This is a genomic window from Nocardiopsis kunsanensis DSM 44524, assembly GCF_000340965.1.
GTDB lineage: Bacteria > Actinomycetota > Actinomycetes > Streptosporangiales > Streptosporangiaceae > Nocardiopsis > Nocardiopsis kunsanensis.
The window spans coordinates 1-14,944 of record NZ_ANAY01000001.1; the positions used below are offsets into that span (position 1 = coordinate 1).

General features: G+C 70.3%; 14 protein-coding genes and 3 tRNA genes. 7 read left to right on the forward strand and 10 right to left on the reverse strand.

The features are described 5' to 3' along the window. The first annotated feature begins 66 nt into the window (after positions 1-66). Complete coding sequence (locus D456_RS0100005; RefSeq protein WP_017574093.1) at positions 67-864, forward strand: TIGR03089 family protein; 798 nt, start codon at positions 67-69, stop codon at positions 862-864. Between the two features lie 78 nt (positions 865-942). Here the strand turns inward: D456_RS0100005 and D456_RS23385 are convergent, their stop codons facing one another. From D456_RS23385 to D456_RS0100020, 3 genes are all read right to left on the reverse strand, one after another. Continuing rightward, the gene (locus D456_RS23385) at positions 943-1,182 is read right to left on the reverse strand and encodes a hypothetical protein (RefSeq protein WP_017574094.1); all 240 of its coding nucleotides are present in this window, start codon (positions 1,180-1,182) and stop codon (positions 943-945) included. A gap of 181 nt (positions 1,183-1,363) precedes the next feature. Then, a complete protein-coding gene (locus D456_RS0100015; protein ID WP_026115423.1) occupies positions 1,364-2,578 on the reverse strand; it encodes an amidohydrolase in 1,215 nt (404 codons plus the stop codon). A gap of 69 nt (positions 2,579-2,647) precedes the next feature. After that, positions 2,648-3,460, reverse strand: coding sequence for a helix-turn-helix domain-containing protein (locus tag D456_RS0100020; protein WP_026115424.1), 813 nt, complete (start codon positions 3,458-3,460; stop codon positions 2,648-2,650). 201 nt (positions 3,461-3,661) lie between these two features. Here D456_RS0100020 and D456_RS0100025 point away from each other — a divergent pair, with 201 nt between their 5' ends. Together D456_RS0100025 and D456_RS0100030 are read left to right on the forward strand one after the other, a co-directional pair. Further along, a complete protein-coding gene (locus D456_RS0100025; protein WP_017574097.1) occupies positions 3,662-4,081 on the forward strand; it encodes a PLD nuclease N-terminal domain-containing protein in 420 nt (139 codons plus the stop codon). 89 nt (positions 4,082-4,170) lie between these two features. Further along, entirely contained in the window at positions 4,171-4,818 is a 648-nt protein-coding gene (locus D456_RS0100030; RefSeq protein ID WP_017574098.1) for a peptidylprolyl isomerase, read from the forward strand. A 63-nt stretch (positions 4,819-4,881) separates the two neighbouring features. Here the strand turns inward: D456_RS0100030 and D456_RS0100035 are convergent, their stop codons facing one another. Then, the gene (locus D456_RS0100035; RefSeq protein ID WP_017574099.1) at positions 4,882-6,054 is read right to left on the reverse strand and encodes a cysteine desulfurase family protein; all 1,173 of its coding nucleotides are present in this window, start codon (positions 6,052-6,054) and stop codon (positions 4,882-4,884) included. A gap of 74 nt (positions 6,055-6,128) precedes the next feature. Here D456_RS0100035 and aroA point away from each other — a divergent pair, with 74 nt between their 5' ends. Further along, entirely contained in the window at positions 6,129-7,421 is a 1,293-nt protein-coding gene (aroA, locus tag D456_RS0100040; RefSeq protein ID WP_017574100.1) for a 3-phosphoshikimate 1-carboxyvinyltransferase, read from the forward strand. After that, positions 7,418-8,425, forward strand: coding sequence for a ribosome small subunit-dependent GTPase A (gene rsgA, locus D456_RS0100045; protein WP_026115425.1), 1,008 nt, complete (start codon positions 7,418-7,420; stop codon positions 8,423-8,425). Before aroA ends, rsgA begins: the two co-directional genes overlap by 4 nt. A 187-nt stretch (positions 8,426-8,612) precedes the next feature. On the opposite strand, the gene D456_RS27860 is transcribed toward rsgA, so the two are convergent. Then, on the reverse strand, positions 8,613-8,789 hold the full coding sequence (locus tag D456_RS27860; RefSeq protein ID WP_017574102.1) for a hypothetical protein: 177 nt from the start codon (positions 8,787-8,789) through the stop codon (positions 8,613-8,615). Positions 8,790-8,806: 17 nt separating this feature from the next. Continuing rightward, on the reverse strand, positions 8,807-9,412 hold the full coding sequence (locus tag D456_RS0100055; RefSeq protein ID WP_040698439.1) for a TetR family transcriptional regulator: 606 nt from the start codon (positions 9,410-9,412) through the stop codon (positions 8,807-8,809). A 133-nt stretch (positions 9,413-9,545) separates the two neighbouring features. On the opposite strand from D456_RS0100055, the gene hisN reads away from it, so the two are divergent. Both hisN and D456_RS0100065 read left to right on the forward strand, forming a co-directional pair. Further along, positions 9,546-10,352 (forward strand): histidinol-phosphatase, encoded by an 807-nt coding sequence (gene hisN, locus D456_RS0100060; protein ID WP_017574104.1) that lies wholly within the window; start codon positions 9,546-9,548, stop codon positions 10,350-10,352. 54 nt (positions 10,353-10,406) lie between these two features. After that, on the forward strand, positions 10,407-10,916 hold the full coding sequence (locus D456_RS0100065) for a hypothetical protein (RefSeq protein ID WP_040698395.1): 510 nt from the start codon (positions 10,407-10,409) through the stop codon (positions 10,914-10,916). Positions 10,917-11,202: 286 nt separating this feature from the next. Here the strand turns inward: D456_RS0100065 and D456_RS0100070 are convergent. The 4 genes from D456_RS0100070 to D456_RS0100085 form a co-directional block, all read right to left on the reverse strand. After that, a tRNA-Met gene (locus D456_RS0100070) sits at positions 11,203-11,279 on the reverse strand. Positions 11,280-11,400: 121 nt separating this feature from the next. Further along, positions 11,401-11,477 (reverse strand) — tRNA-Met (locus D456_RS0100075). Between the two features lie 121 nt (positions 11,478-11,598). Continuing rightward, positions 11,599-11,675: transfer RNA gene (locus tag D456_RS0100080), tRNA-Met, on the reverse strand. Between the two features lie 227 nt (positions 11,676-11,902). Further along, on the reverse strand, positions 11,903-14,839 hold the full coding sequence (locus D456_RS0100085) for a UPF0182 family membrane protein (RefSeq protein ID WP_026115427.1): 2,937 nt from the start codon (positions 14,837-14,839) through the stop codon (positions 11,903-11,905). Between the last annotated feature and the right edge of the window lie 105 nt (positions 14,840-14,944).

Sequence of the window (14,944 nt, forward strand, 5' to 3'; positions counted from 1 at the left end):
CCGTCCTACGCTCCCTGACGGCCTATGACCACTGACCCCTTGGAATTACTCATCTAGGCTGTGGGCATGTCCGACACATCTGCCGCACCGGGCCCCGTCTGGCGCGCCCTCGTGGCCGCCGACCCCGCCCGGCCCTTCGTGACCGCCTACGACGCCTCCGGCGGCCGGGTCGAACTCTCCCGCGCCACCGTCGACAACTGGGTCTCCAAGACCTCGAACATGCTGGTGGACGGGTTGGGTGCCCAGCCCGACGACCGGCTCGCGGTCGCCCTGCCGCTGCACTGGCAGTCCCTGGTGTGGCTGCTGGCCGCCTGGTCCGTGGGCACGGTCGCCGAACCGGCCGGGCCGGGTCGTGTGCCCTCCGGTGCCCAGTTCGCGATCGCCGACTCCGACCGGTTGGAGACGGCCCTCGACAGCGGCGCGGAGGAGGTCGTGGGCACGTCCCTGCACCCCCTGGGCCTGCCGCTGAGCGAGACCCCGGCGATGGTGACCGACTACACCGTGGAGGTGCGGGGCCACGGTGACCACTTCGCCCCCTATCCCGTGGACGCCGACGCGGTCGCCGCGCGTACCGACCGCGAGTACACCGGTGCCGAGCTGGTGGAGGCGGGTCGCGCGCGTGCCGAGGCGTGGGAGCTGGGTGAGAAGGACCGTGTCGCCGTGCTCGCCGACGGGCACGCCCCGCTGTCGGTGCTCGGCACGGACCTGTCGGTGCTGTGGGCCGCCGTGCACGCGGGCACCCCGTTGGTGCTGACCCCGACCGGCACCGAGGGGTTGGCGCACCGGCTCTCGACGGAACAGGTGACCGCGGCCGTGGCGGCCGAGGGCGCCGAGGTCCCCGAGCACGTGCGGACGCTGAGCTGAGACCGTTCCGCAGCTGAGAGCGGCCGTTTCCCCACCGGGTCCGGCCGTGCTCCGCCACGAGGATCCGCATGCGGCTCCTCAGGCGCCGCGGAAGCGGATGCGGGCCCTCTTTCCCGTGTGCACATCCTGCTCGGCGGGCCCGTCCGCACGGGTACGGCGTCGCTTCCGCGCGCTGCCCCGGCGGGGTTCCCGGCGTTCCGGGACACCGTCCCGGCCGTGCTCGGCGCGGGCCTCCCGGGCCGTCCTGGCCTCCCGGGCCTCACGCTCCCGTTCGGCACGGTAGAGGTCGGCGGCCCGGGCCGCGAGATCGGGATGCATGGGGGCTCCTCCGCTGGGTCGGTTCCCGGCCGGGTGCGTTCCGGCCTGTTCCCAGACTCCGGCTGAGGCACCGGGTCCCACCATCGGAAGGACGGCGTACATCGGCGGGGCGGCCGTGCCTCAGACCATGCACACGGCCGTCCTGAGGGGCCTCAGAGCCCCCGGTGCGGAGCGGAAGGCCTCAGGCCTCCCTGTAGTAGGGGTCGCGGGCCGTCCCGATGCGCTTCTGTTCGTCCCAGGTGTAGACCTCGCGGCCTTCCACGAACACCCGCAGGGCACGGCTCATCACGTCCAGCGGGTCGCCGGACCACAGGACCACGTCGCCGTCCGCTCCGGGGCGCAGGGCCCCGACCCGGTCGTCCAGGCCCATCATCTCGGCGGGGTTGAGGGTGATGGCACGGATCGCACTGTCGCGGTCCAGGCCCTCCTTCACGCACAGGATCGCCTGGTAGATGAGGAAGTCGATCGGGATGACCGGGTGGTCGGTGGTCAGCGCGAGCTTCACCCCGGCCCGGTCGAGGATCCCGGGGCCGGCCAGGGTCCGGTTGGAGACCTCCAGCTTGGAACGGCTCGTCATGAGGGGCCCGCTGATGACGGGGATCCCGCGTTCGGCGATCTCGTCGGCCATCAGGTGGCCCTCGGTGGTGTGGTTGATGACCAGGCGGTACCCGAACTCGTCGGCGAGCCGGATCGCCGTCTGGATGTCGTCGGCCCGGTGGGTGTGCTGGCACCAGGGCACCTCGCCGTCGAGCACCCTCGCCAGGATCTCCATGGTGTTGTCCCGGTCGAAGGGTGTGCCCTCGGACTCGGCGTGGTCGCGTTTGGCCTTGTAGTCCTGGGCCTTGGTGAGGGCGTCGCGGATGACGGCGGCCACACCCTGGCGTGTGGACGGGAGACGGTCCTTGTTGCCGTAGACCCGCTTGGGGTTCTCCCCCAGCGCGCTCTTGACGCTGGCCGGTTCCTTGAGGAGGCGGTCCTCCATGCTGCGGCCCCAGCACTTGACGGCCACCGTCTGCCCGCCGATGGGGTTTCCGGAGCCGGGCTTGATGACCGAGCTGGTCACGCCACCGGCGAGGGCGTCGGTGAACCCCTGGTCGGCAGGGTTGACCGCGTCCAGAGCACGCATGCGTGCGCCGTTGGGGTCGGTCATCTCGTTGGTGTCGTCGCCGGCCCAGCCGACGCTCTCCTCGTGCACACCGATGTGACCGTGGGCCTCCACGAACCCGGGCAGGACCCACGTTCCGGCGGCGTCGACGACCTCGGCGCCCGCGGGCACGGCGACGTCGGCGTCCGGGCCGACGGCAGTGATCCTGCCGTCGGAGATGAGGACCGTACCGCCGTCGATGGGGTCGCCGTCGACGGGCACTACGTATCCGGATGTGATCGCAATATCCATGGCGCGAAACCTAGCTCACACGGACCGGCCCACCAAAGCCCTCCCCGAGCACGGCTCCGGGGAACACGGTCACCGGTCCGAGTTGCGCGCTGTGAGCAGTTCGGAGTCGGAGGTCAGTTCCACACCGACCTCCTCGATGGCGTCGCGCACCATCGTGCAACCCGCGACCTGCTCGGGCTCGGAGGTGAGTTCGCCGCCACGGGCACCGAACGCGTAGACCATGCTGGGCCGGTCGGCGAACTCCATGAGCCGGAACGCCTCCCCCAGACCCGGGTGGTCCGGGGTGGCCTCCGGGATCATCGCGATCGTGACGATTTCGGCGTCGACGAGGTCGGCGAGGAAGGACCGCTGGGCGTTGAGGACACCCACCCCGCCCTGGGGACGGCGCAGCACCGACTCGTTGAGCACCACACGCAGCGTCGGCCCGCCCGGGGCGATCATCGCCGCCCGGTGTTCCATCTCGTCCTCGACCATCAGCTCGACCTCCTCGTCACCGAGGTGGCCCAACCGCGGTTTGATCACCGCACGTGAGTACTCGGGCACCCGCAAGAACGTCGGGATCGCCACGGGCTGGTGTTCCCACAGGTGGGCGGCGTGCACCCCGAGCTCGCACAGGTCGGCGAAATCGTTCGGGAAGGCCTCCGCCTGGAGCGTGATCGCCCATGCCTCCATGAGCTGGTGCTCACTGCCCAGGGCGGTCTCCACACGCGCCACGAGTGAACGCGCCGGCCGGCGGTGCGCACGTTCGACCTCGCGGAGCTCGTCGTCGCTGACCCCTACCGACCGGGCCAGCTCGGCCCGGCTCAGACCTCGGTCGGAGCGTGCACGCAGGACCCGTGCCGCGAACGGCAACCACATCGCGGAAGGCAGCGCGGCGTTCACCCGCCCCCCCGAGTCCATGGTCGGCCGGTCGGCCCGGTCCGGGCAGGTTCCTCCCGGTTGCAACTGGTCCATCTCGTCGCCTCCCGCTCTCACCGTTCCGGGTGTTCCGGTGTCCGACTGGTGCGGCCCCCGGCGTGATAAGTCATGACAGGAACCGCTGCCGCGGTCCCGATCTCCTGATCCCCCGATTGGAAAGTTCCCGTGGTCCACCTCGCGCTCTTCCTCGCCGTGATGTCCCTGGCCGTCTGGGTGTACGCGCTGTTCGACGTGATCCGTGCCGACGCCGGGACGACGCGGATCCTGCCCAAACCCGTGTGGACCGTGATCGTGTTGTTCCTGCCGAAGTTCGGCGGGCTGCTGTGGTTCACCTTGGGGCGTCCTCCCGGAAAGGCCCTCACCACGTTCGGCGCCGCACCTCCAATCTCGCCTTTCCCCGAATACGAGCATCCGAACCGGGCCCGTGCCTCCACCCCGGAGGAGGACGAGGAGTTCCTCCGCCGGTGCCGTGAGCGCGCCGAGGCCCAGCGCCGCCGCGCCCGCGAGATGCAGGAACGGCAGGAGCAGGAACGCCGCGGCCGGCAGGCCCGGGACCAGGACGGTGACGAGCTCGGCGCTGACTGAGGGCCGCAGGTCCCATCACAGGGAGGTTCCTCCCCCGCAGTACCCTGTGGACCACCCAGCCGCTGAACCTGCCCCGGAAGTGAATCCCGATGAACCGCTTGATCCAGTCCGCCCCGGCCCTCCTGGCCTCATCGGCCCTGCTCCTGACCGCAGCGTGCGGCCAGACCTCCTCCTCGGAGCCCGAGGAACAACCCCGGGGGGAACAGAGCCAGGAGCAGCAGTCCGGGGAGGCCGGCGGCCCTCCGGAGGTGGACGTCTCCGACGTCGAGGGCGCCGTGCTGCACACCAGCGAGGGCGAGATCGAACTGGACCTGTACCCCGAGGACGCCCCGGTCACCGTCTCCAACTTCGTGGGGCTGGCCGAGGACGGTTTCTACGACGGTCTGATCTTCCACCGCGTCATCGAGGACTTCATGGTCCAGGGCGGTGACCCCGAGGGCACCGGACGCGGAGGCCCCGGTTACACCTTCGAGGACGAGCTCGGGTCCGACCACAGCTTCGACCGGCCCGGAGTGCTCGCCATGGCCAACTCCGGCCCGGACACCAACGGCTCACAGTTCTTCCTGACGGTCGCCGAGACCGCCCACCTGGACGGGCAGCACACGATCTTCGGGCAGGTCGCCGACGACGACTCCCAGGCAGTGCTGGACGACATCGCCACAGTGGAGACCGACGGGCAGGACCGTCCGGTCGACGACGTGGCCCTGGAGTCGGTCGAGGTCGAACGCGTCGGCTAGCCGGCCGGCAGTGTTCGCGGGCCCCGCCCCGGTGCAGCCGGGGTCCGTTCGCGCCCCGGAGCGTCAGCGGCGGCGCTTGGCTCGCGCGGCGCGCGAACGCTCCACCGCAGGGCCGATGGCGCCGACCAGCGCATCCACGTCCTCGGGCGTGGATGTGCGGCCCAAGGACAGGCGCAGGCTGCTGAGCGCGGTGTCGGGGTCGGCCCCCATGGCCGACATCACGTGGCTGGGCTGGGCCACCCCTGCCGAGCAGGCCGACCCGGTCGAGCAGGAGATGCCCTGGGCGTCCAGGAGCATGAGCAGCGTGTCGCCCTCGCAGTCGGGGAAGGACAGGTGCGCGATACCCGGCAGACGCCACTTCGGGTCGCCGTTGACGACCACGTCCGGAACTACCTCCCGCACCCGCTCCTCGAGCCAGTCCCGCAGCGATCTCAGGTGTTCGGCGTGGCCTTCGCGTTCGTCGACGGCCAGGCCGACGGCGGTGGCCAGGCCCCGGACGAGCGCGGTGGGCACGGTCCCCGAACGGACCTCGCGTTCCTGTCCTCCCCCGTGCAGGACGGGTACCGGTGTCAGGCCGCGCGCGAGCACCAGGGCGCCGGCGCCCACGGGGCCGCCGAGCTTGTGGCCGCTGAGGCTGAGCGCCCCGACCCCGCTCCCGTCGAAGTCGACCTCCTCGGCACCCACGGCTTGGACCGCGTCGGTGTGCATGGGGATGCCGTACTCGGCGGCGACCTCCGCGAGTTCCCGGACCGGCTGGACGGTACCGACCTCGTTGTTGGCCCACATCACGGAGACGAGCGCCACCGAACCGGGATCGTCCTCCACGGCCTCGCGCAGGGCCTGCGGACTCACGCGGCCGAGGTGGTCCACGGGCAGGTACTCGACGGCCGCGCCCTGGTGGTCGGCGGTCCACTGGGCGGGGTCCAGTGCGGCGTGGTGTTCGACCGCGCTGAGCAGGATCCGGCGCCGGGCCGGGTCCTGAGCGTGGCGGGCCCAGTACAGGCCCTTGATCGCGAGGTTGTCGGCCTCGGTCCCGCCGCCGGTGAACACCACCTCGTGCGGGGTGCACCCCAGGGCGGCCGCGATGCGTTCGCGTGACTCCTCGACGGTGCGGCGCGCCGAACGGCCGTGTTCGTGCAGGGAGGAAGGGTTGCCGAGAGAACCGAGCTCGGCCGTGACATCGGCGATGACCTCGGGACGTACCCCGGTCGTGGCAGCGTGATCCAGATACACCATGGCAACACCAAGGATACGTCGGACCGGCGGGCCGCTCGGAACCGCGTCGGTACCGTTTCCCATAACCTGGGGCCATGCCTGATACCGCGTCCCCGCAGCCTCCTGCCACCGCCAACTGGCCCGCCCCCAGCGCCGACCGTCCGGTACGTGCCCGCCTGTCCCTTCCCGGGTCCAAGTCCGTGACCAACCGCGCCCTGGTGCTGGCCACCTTGTCGGAGACCCCGTGCATGGTGCGCCGTCCGCTCGCCAGCCGCGACAGCGACCTCATGGTGGGGGCGCTGCGTGCCCTGGGCGCACGTGTGGAGCGGGACGGCGAGGACCTGGCCGTCACCCCGGCGGACCTTCGCGGACCGGCGACGGTGGACGTGGGCAACGCCGGAACGGTGATGCGGTTCGTGCCTCCGATGGCGGCGCTGACCGCCGGGGACGTGCGGTTCGACGGCGACCCCCGTTCGCACGAGCGTCCCGTCGGTGCACTCCTGGGAGCTCTGCGTGCCCTGGGCGCCGACATCGACGACGGTGGCCGGGGCGCGCTGCCCATGACCGTCCACGGCACGGGATCGTTGCCGGGCGGCGGGGTCATCCTGGACGCCTCCGGTTCCTCGCAGTTCGTCTCGGCGTTGTTGCTGAGCGCGGCCCGCTTCGAGAACGGGTTGCGTCTGCGCCACGACGGCCCGCCGGTGCCTTCCCGGCCGCACGTGGACATGACCGTGGAGATGCTGCGTGCCGCGGGCGTGGACGTGGAGACCGGCGAGGACGAGTGGCGGGTCGGACCGGGGCCGATCAGGGCCACGGAGATCCCCGTGGAACCGGACCTGTCCAACGCGGCCCCGTTCCTGGCCGCGGCGCTGGTCACCGGTGGGGCGGTCACCGTCGCCGACTGGCCCGAGCACACCACGCAGGCCGGCGACGCCCTGCGTTCACTGCTGGCACGCATGGGTGGCGAGGTCGGCCGGGAAGGCACCGACCTGACCGTCTACGGAACCGGGAAGATCCGCGGGCTGGAGGCCGACCTGCACGACGTCGGTGAGCTCACCCCCACCATCGCCGCGCTCGCCGCGCTGGCCGACACCCCTTCGCGCCTGACCGGCATCGCCCACCTGCGGCGCCACGAGACCGACCGGATCGCGGCACTGGCCGCGGAGATCAACGGGCTCGGCGGGCACGTGGAGGAGCTCGAGGACGGCCTGGTGATCGAGCCGCGACGACTGCACGGGGGCGTCTTCCGTTCCTACGACGACCACCGGATGGCCACTTCCGGCGCCGTACTCGGACTGGCGGTCCCCGGGATCGAGGTGGAGGACATCGCCACGACCCGGAAGACCCTGCCCGACTTCCCGGGCCTGTGGTCGGAGGTCCTGTCATGAGCCGTACACGGGGCGGTGGCCGCCACATGGACGAGCGCGACGTCCGCGTGCGCGCCCGTGGCGGCTCCAAGCCACGCACCAGCAAGCGCCCCGTACACGCCGACGCCGTCGAAGGACTGGTCACCGCCGTGGACCGCGGCCGGTACCGGTGCCTGATCGACGGTGTGCCGGTGGTGGCGATGAAGGCCCGCGAGTTGGGCCGCGGCTCCATCGTGGTGGGCGACCGGGTGGACGCGGTCGGCGACCTGTCCGGCCGACCCGACACCCTCGCCCGGATCGTACGGGTCAAGGAACGCCGTTCGGTGCTGCGCCGTACCGCCGACGACACCGACCCCGTCGAACGCATCATCGTCGCCAACGCCGACCAGCTCGCGATCGTGTGCGCCCTGGCCGACCCCGAGCCGCAGCCCCGGTTCGTGGACCGCTGCCTGGTCGCCGCCTACGACGCGGGCCTGGAGCCGTTGCTGTGCCTGACCAAGGCCGACCTCGGCACCCCCGACGGGATGGTGCGCCTGTACGAGCCGCTCGGCCTTCCCTACGTGGTGTTGGGCCCCGAGAGCGGGCTGAACGAGCTGACCGGGCACCTGACCGGGCACACGACGGTGTTCGTGGGTTCCTCCGGCGTCGGGAAATCGACCCTGGTCAACCGCTTGCTCCCCGGCACCGAACGGGCCGTGGGCGGTGTCAACACCGTCACCGGCCGCGGGCGGCACACCTCGACCTCCGCGGTCGCCCTGCAGTTCGGGGACGGTTGGCTCATCGACACCCCGGGTGTGCGCAGCTTCGGGCTTGCCCACATCGCCCCCGAGGAGATCGTCGAAGGGTTCCCGGAGATCGCGGAGGCCGCCCTCGACTGTCCCGAGGAGTGCAGGCACCGCCCCGACTCCCCCGGTTGCGCCGTGCAGGCGGCTTCGGCCGCAGGGACCCTGGACGCCGACCGCGTCGCTTCCCTGGTGCGCCTCCTCAACAGCCGTGAGGGCGAGGAAGAGGCCACGGAGCACTGAACCAACGACGGACCGGGGCCGGGCCCACCGCTGTCCTGGGGCGGTGCTCGTCCCCCGTCAGCGGGCTGCAGCTCGACGGTGACGCCGCAGTGCCAGTAGGTGCGGCGGTCGCACTCGAGGAAACCCTCGTCGAGAAGGCCGCCGCGGAGCGCGGCCAGGTCGGAGCCGAACTCCAGCAGGACCGCGGTCAGCTCCGACTCGGGTAGCGCACACCCGGTTCCAGAGCGCGTGCCACATGGTCGAGGAGGACCAGGCGGTCGGGGCGCCGCACCGGCATGGCGGTGATCCGCCCGCCTGATGTGCAGGAGCGCAGCACCTCCCGAGGGTGCTGTTCGGTGTAGAACCCGGCCAGTACGGGACGCACCCCCTATTGAGCCGCGCTCATCTGCGGACGCACCCGGCTTCCGGCAGGCCGGTACACAACATGCCGTGGACGACGGTCTCCACGCGGCGCGCCGCCTCGTCCGGGTCGATGGGTTGCAGGGCGTAGGAGACCGTCAGGCGCAGGTTGACGTCGGCCACGGCCTCGGTCACCGAACGCTCCAACTCGGGGCAGCTCTCGGCCAGCATCGCGGCCACCCGTTCGCCGAGCACGTCCAGCAGGGGCGCGGAACGGGTGGTGACCACGGGCAACAGTTCGCGGTCGCCGGTGACGAGGGCGCGCAGCAGCGGGTCGTTCTGCAGCGAACGCAGCACGAAACCGGTTGCGCAACTGACGCTGTGCACGGGGTCGGCGCTGTTCTCCTCCAGCAGCGCGACGACCGTGTCGAGGAGGCTGTCGGCCTCGCGCACCACGACCGCCTGCAGGAGGTTCTCCTTGCTGCCGAAGACGTTGTAGAGCGTCTGCCGGGAGACCTCTGCGGCCGCGGCGATGTCGGCCATGCGCTGCTGGGGCCAACGGCCCGCAACGACCTCGGCGTACGCGGCGTCCACGAGCCGCTCGCGTACCGGCATCCGTTCGGTACGCCTTTCTTTCACCGGTTCCATGCCCACCATGATCTCATCCGCCGCCGGGCGGCCTCCACGGCTGCGTGAGCAGCTCCCGGCCTGGATCACACTTGGGTCACGCACGAGGGCGCCTTTGGCCATGCCGGTACCGGGCCGGGTAGCGTTGTCGCCCATGGCGTCCTTCGACGATGATCTGCGTTTGGCCCACGTGCTCGCCGACGCTGCCGACGACATCGCGCTCAAGCGTTTCCGAGCACTCGACCTGGTGGTGGACACCAAACCCGACCTCACCCCGGTCACCGAGGCCGACCGCCGGGTCGAGGAGACCCTGCGCAGTGTCCTCGACCGGGCCCGACCGCGCGACGCGGTGATCGGCGAGGAGTACGGGCAGAGCGGCAACAGCAACCGGGTGTGGGTCATCGATCCCATCGACGGCACCAAGAACTACGTGCGCGGCGTCCCGGTGTGGGCGACGCTCATCGCCCTGCTCGAGGGCGACCGCCCCGTCGTGGGTGTGGTCTCGGCCCCGGCGCTGCACCGGCGCTGGTGGGCCTCCCAGGGCAGCGGGACGTGGACGGGACGGAGCCTGTCCAAGGCCTCCCGTTGCCAGGTCTCACAGGTCACCGAGCTCTCCGACGCCTCGTTGAGTTTCTCGTCGCTGACCGGCTGGGAGGAACAGGGCCGCCTGGAGTCCTTCCTCGGACTCACCCGCTCGGTGTGGCGCACACGCGCCTACGGGGACTTCTGGTCGCACGTGATGGTCGCCGAGGGCACGGTCGACATCGCAGCGGAGCCGGAGTTGTCGGTGTGGGACGCCGCCCCGTTGCCGATCCTCCTGGAGGAGGCGGGCGGTCGCGCCACCAACCTGCGCGGCGGGGATTTCGAGGACGGCGGTCCGCTGGTGTGCACCAACGGCGCCTTGCACGACCGGACCCTGACCTGGCTCAACGGCGGTCCCACCCCGCTGCGCCCCACCTGAACCACCGCAAGCATCCGGTCCGGTCCGGTCGGTTGCTTGTAGTACCGTGCTCGCGTGCTGACGAACAACCCTGTGCGGCGCCTGACAGCATGCGCCGCCCTGCCCCTGTTCCTACTGGCCGCCGGCTGCTCCGAAAGCCACGGCCGTTCTCCTGAGCAGCTCGACGCCATGATCGCCGAAGAAGCGCGCGAGGCGAACGAGACGGAGGGCGACGGGACGCCCGAGTCCCGGTTCGATCCCGAGTCCCTCATGTGCGAACCGGCGGTGGACGCCCCCGGCGGCTGGCGCACCGAGACACCGCGCAACGCCGTGGCGGAAGAACCGGTCGAGCTGGGGGCCATGGCCTCGGAAGAGACCGACGTCACCGGTGCCGAGCTCACTGTCGTGGGCCCGGACGACGAACCCCTCACAGCGACGGTCCCGGTCGAGGGGGACGAGTGGGCCACGGTGGAGTTCCCCGGTGACTTCGAGGGCGCCGAGCTCGCCTCCGGGGTCTACACGGTGCTGTGGACCGACGAGGAGAGCGGCTCCCCGCTGGCGTGTGACGGCTTCGAGGTCGGCTGAGTCCCCTCCGCGTCCGCCGGAGGGGCGTGAGCGCCCGATCGGGCAGATTCCGGGACGAGGGGGCCCGCTGCCGTCCGCCACAGGCGGCCGGCAGCGGGCCCGAGGGGCCTCTGTCCGCCGTTCCTGCCCGCCCCTGTCCACGGGAGCGAACCCCTCCGGAAGCTCCGGGACCCGTATGTCCGGGAACCACGGGGGTATCCGGGGCAGCACCGCAGAACCGGTCCCGTACGGGAAAAGCCCCGAACATGAAAAACACCGAGTGGAGATTCTCCACTCGGTGTTTCCTTGGTAGCGGGGACAGGATTTGAACCTGCGACCTTTGGGTTATGAGCCCAACGAGCTACCGAACTGCTCCACCCCGCGGCGCTGACCTCTACTTTAGGGCCTCTCGGCCCGGGTGGCAAATCGGCCTTCCCGAAGGAACTCCGGGCGAGGTCCACCCGATGAAACCCTCGGGCCCGAGAAGAACTCGGAACCGGGAACCTGGTAGCGGGGACAGGATTTGAACCTGCGACCTTTGGGTTATGAGCCCAACGAGCTACCGAACTGCTCCACCCCGCGGCGCTGACCTCTACTTTAGGGCCTCTCGACCCGGGTGGCAAATCGGCCTTCCCGAAGGAACTCCGAGCGAGGTCCACCCGATGAAACCCCCGGGCCCGAGAAGAACTCGGAACCGGGAACCTGGTAGCGGGGACAGGATTTGAACCTGCGACCTTTGGGTTATGAGCCCAACGAGCTACCGAACTGCTCCACCCCGCGTCGGTGTGTCTCCACGGTAGCGCGGATCGGAACAGACCCCAAATCGGTGGACCGGGCCGCACCCGTGCGCCCGGCCACACCCTCCGGGGCCGCGTGTCGGCCGCTCCCCGGGCCCCACGTCCGCAGCCGCCCGCTGACCGCGCCGGCCCCCGACACGACGGTGGGGCGGCACCCCTTCGGGTACCGCCCCACACGCCTCACGGAACGTTCTCGGAACGCGGGCCTTCCTACTCGCCCATCTGCTCCTCGATGTCCTCCAGGGCCTCACGCAGGCGCTCGTTGGCCTCGTCGTTGGCCTCCTGGGACTCCTCCCAGGCCTCCACGGCCTCGTTCAGGGAGTCGACGAGCTCCTGGTCGGTGCTGCCGTCGGTGTCACCGCCCTGGTCCTCGTTGCCCGCCTCCTCGGGGGCCTCCTCCTGGGTGTCCTCACCCGGGGTGTCGGGCTCGGGCAGCGGGCCCTCGCCGCCCTCGAACAGGTTGTTCAACGCCTCCTGGAGAGTGCCGCCGATAGCGACCTCCTCACCGAAGCCGACCATGACCTGCTGCAACAGCGGGAAGGAGGCCGCGCCGCCACCGCCGGCCTGGACGTAGAGCGGCTCGACGTAGAGCAGGCCGCCGCCGAACGGCAAGGTGAGCAGGTTGCCCCGCGTCACCTCGGCGTTGGACTGCTCCAACGGGAGCAGGACCTCACGCACGTCGGCGTCGGAGTCGAAGGCGTTCTGCACCTGTCCCGGACCGAAGATCACGGTGCTCCGCGGCAGCTCCAGGAGCTGCAGCTGACCGTAGTCGTCCGAGCGCGGGTCGCTGTTCACGGCCATGAACGCCGACAGGTTCTCACGGTTCCTGGGAACGAACGTGGAGGTCAGTGAGAAGCTGGCCTCCTCCGAACCGGGGAAGTTGATGGTCTGCCGGTAGGGCGGCTCGGCCTCGTCGGTCTCGTTGGTCGGGTCCTCCGGGACCTCCCAGAAGTCCTGACCGCCGTAGTAGGCGTCCGGCTCGGTCACGTGGTACTCACGCATGATCTCGCGCTGGACCTTGAACAGGTCGTCCGGGTACCGGAGGTGGTTGACGAGCTCCTCGCTCATCTCGTCCCTCGGTGTGATGGCCTCCGGGAACGCACCCATCCAGGTCTCGAGGACCGGGTCCTCCTCGTCCCACTGGTACAGCTTCACCGTGCCGTCGTAGGCGTCGACGGTGGCCTTGACCGAGTTCCGGATGTAGTTGACCTCGTTGCCGGGCAGAGCGCCGACCTGCTGCGCCGATCCGTCGGTGAAGGTGTCGGTGACCGCCTGGTTGAAGTCGAGCCGGTTGGCGTACGGATAGTTGTTGGACGTGGTGTAGGCGTCCACGATCCACTGGACCCTGCCGTCGACGACCGCCGGGTAGGGACGGCTGTCGGTGGTCAGGAACGGGGCGACCTTCTGGACACGCTCCTCCGGGGTCCTCTCGTAGAGGATGCGCGAGTTGCTGTCGATCGCGCTGTTGAGCAGGACGCTCGTCTCCTGGTACTTGATCGCGTACAGGATCCGGTCGAAGAAGCTGTCCAGCTGCACACCGCCCTGGCCGTCGTAGGAGGTGTAGGCCTGGGAGCCGCCCTGCTCCTCGGCGCCGGAACCCTCGTCGGCGCCCTCGCCGCTGCCTTCGCCGCCGCCTTCGGCGTCGGACTCGTTGGGCGCGCGGGACTCGTCGACGACCGCGTCCTCGGGCGTGGGAACGTCCTCGGACTCCTCCTCCTCGTTGTCGAGGGGGTAGTCGTACTCCTCCTCGGCGCCGACGATGACGTAGTCGGCGCCCTCGTTGCCGTAGTAGATGCGCGGCTCGTATTCGCCGGTGACCTCACTGAGCTCACCCCGGGGCGGGATGTTGTACTCGGTGAAGACCGGGCGGCCCTCCTCGTCGATGGCGTTGCCCGCCGCGGCCACCATGCCGTAGCCGTGGGTGTAGATCAGGTGGCGGTTCAGCCAGTTGTCCTGGTCGTCCGGCGGGCCCTCGAGCTCACGGACGGCGACGATGGAGTCGGTGAGGTCACCGTTCGAGTCCTCGTAGCGATCGACCTCGAGCACGTCCGGGAACTCGTAGAAACCGCGGACCTGCTGCATCTGCTGGAAGGTCTGCGAGACCACGGCCGGGTCGGCCAGGCGCACACTCGGGATCGTGTCGGCCTCGTCCGCCAGCTCCTGGGGGGTGAGTTCGGTGGTGGCGTCGTAGGTCTGCACCTCCGAGTCGGCGATGTCGTACGCCTCCCGGGTGCTGTTGATGTTGCGCTGGATGTACTCGCTCTCCAGGCGCTGCTCGTTCGGGTCGACCTGGAAGCGCTGGACGATCTCGGGGTAGGCCACGCCCACGAGCACCGCCGACAGCAGCAGGAGCCCGAGGCTGGCCATCGGGACCATCGTGTTCTTGAAGTAGATGTTGGCGAAGAACAGCACCGCGCAGATCACCGAGATGACGGTGAGGATCGTCAGTGCGGTCTTGACCGCGTTCACATCGGTGTAGGACGCGCCGAAGGTGTAGCCGCGCTCGGAGAAGAGCAGTCCGTAACGGTCGAGCCAGTAGGAGACGGCGCGCAGCAGCACGAAGATGCCCAGGAGCACGGACAGGTGCACACGGGCGGACGGAGTGGCCCTCTGGCCGGTGTCGTTCTGCAGGCGGACACCGCCGTACAGGTAGTGGACGACGACCGCGGCGATGAACGCCAGGATGACGGCCGCGTACACGTACCCGAGCAGGGTCCCCAGGAACGGCAGTGTGAACGCGAAGAAGCCGATGTCCATGTTGAACTCGGGGTCGGTCGCCCCGAAGTCCGTCGCGTTCGTGAACTGCAGGAAGGACTGCCAGTCACCGCTGGCGGCGGCGCCGGCCAGCACGGCCAGGGCGGCGACGGTGAGCCAGTAGAAGAGCTTGCGGTGCGGGTCGATGGACTGCCGGTAGCGGTCCAACCCCTGCTGCTCCAGGCTGGCCGGGCGCATGGCGGGCCGGGCACGGTAGGCGAAGTAGATGCTGGCTCCGACGACGACCGCCATCACCAGACCCGCCGCAGCGAACAACAGCACACGGGTCCACAGCTCGGTCAGGAAGACCGAGCTGTAGTCCACGGACCGGAACCACAGGAAGTCGGTCCAGAAATTCGCGGCGAACACCAGCGCCGCGATGATGACGACCACGGTCGCCGCGACAGGCGCGAGCAACCTTGATCGGCGAGGCATACGCGCAGGTGGTGCGCCGGGCGATCGGAAGCTCACGCCTCCCCCTCGTTCTGACTTGGTAGG

Excerpts from the sequence above, each read along its gene's own strand:
- hisN (WP_017574104.1), top strand. The coding sequence starts at position 9,546 with ATGGCGTCCTTCGACGATGATCTGCGTTTGGCCCACGTGCTCGCCGAC.
- D456_RS23385 (WP_017574094.1), bottom strand. The coding sequence starts at position 1,182 with ATGCATCCCGATCTCGCGGCCCGGGCCGCCGACCTCTACCGTGCCGAA.
- aroA (WP_017574100.1), top strand. The coding sequence starts at position 6,129 with ATGCCTGATACCGCGTCCCCGCAGCCTCCTGCCACCGCCAACTGGCCC.
- D456_RS0100005 (WP_017574093.1), top strand. The coding sequence starts at position 67 with ATGTCCGACACATCTGCCGCACCGGGCCCCGTCTGGCGCGCCCTCGTG.
- D456_RS0100030 (WP_017574098.1), top strand. The coding sequence starts at position 4,171 with ATGAACCGCTTGATCCAGTCCGCCCCGGCCCTCCTGGCCTCATCGGCC.
- D456_RS0100015 (WP_026115423.1), bottom strand. The coding sequence starts at position 2,578 with ATGGATATTGCGATCACATCCGGATACGTAGTGCCCGTCGACGGCGAC.
- rsgA (WP_026115425.1), top strand. The coding sequence starts at position 7,418 with ATGAGCCGTACACGGGGCGGTGGCCGCCACATGGACGAGCGCGACGTC.
- D456_RS0100035 (WP_017574099.1), bottom strand. The coding sequence starts at position 6,054 with ATGGTGTATCTGGATCACGCTGCCACGACCGGGGTACGTCCCGAGGTC.
- D456_RS0100055 (WP_040698439.1), bottom strand. The coding sequence starts at position 9,412 with ATGGAACCGGTGAAAGAAAGGCGTACCGAACGGATGCCGGTACGCGAG.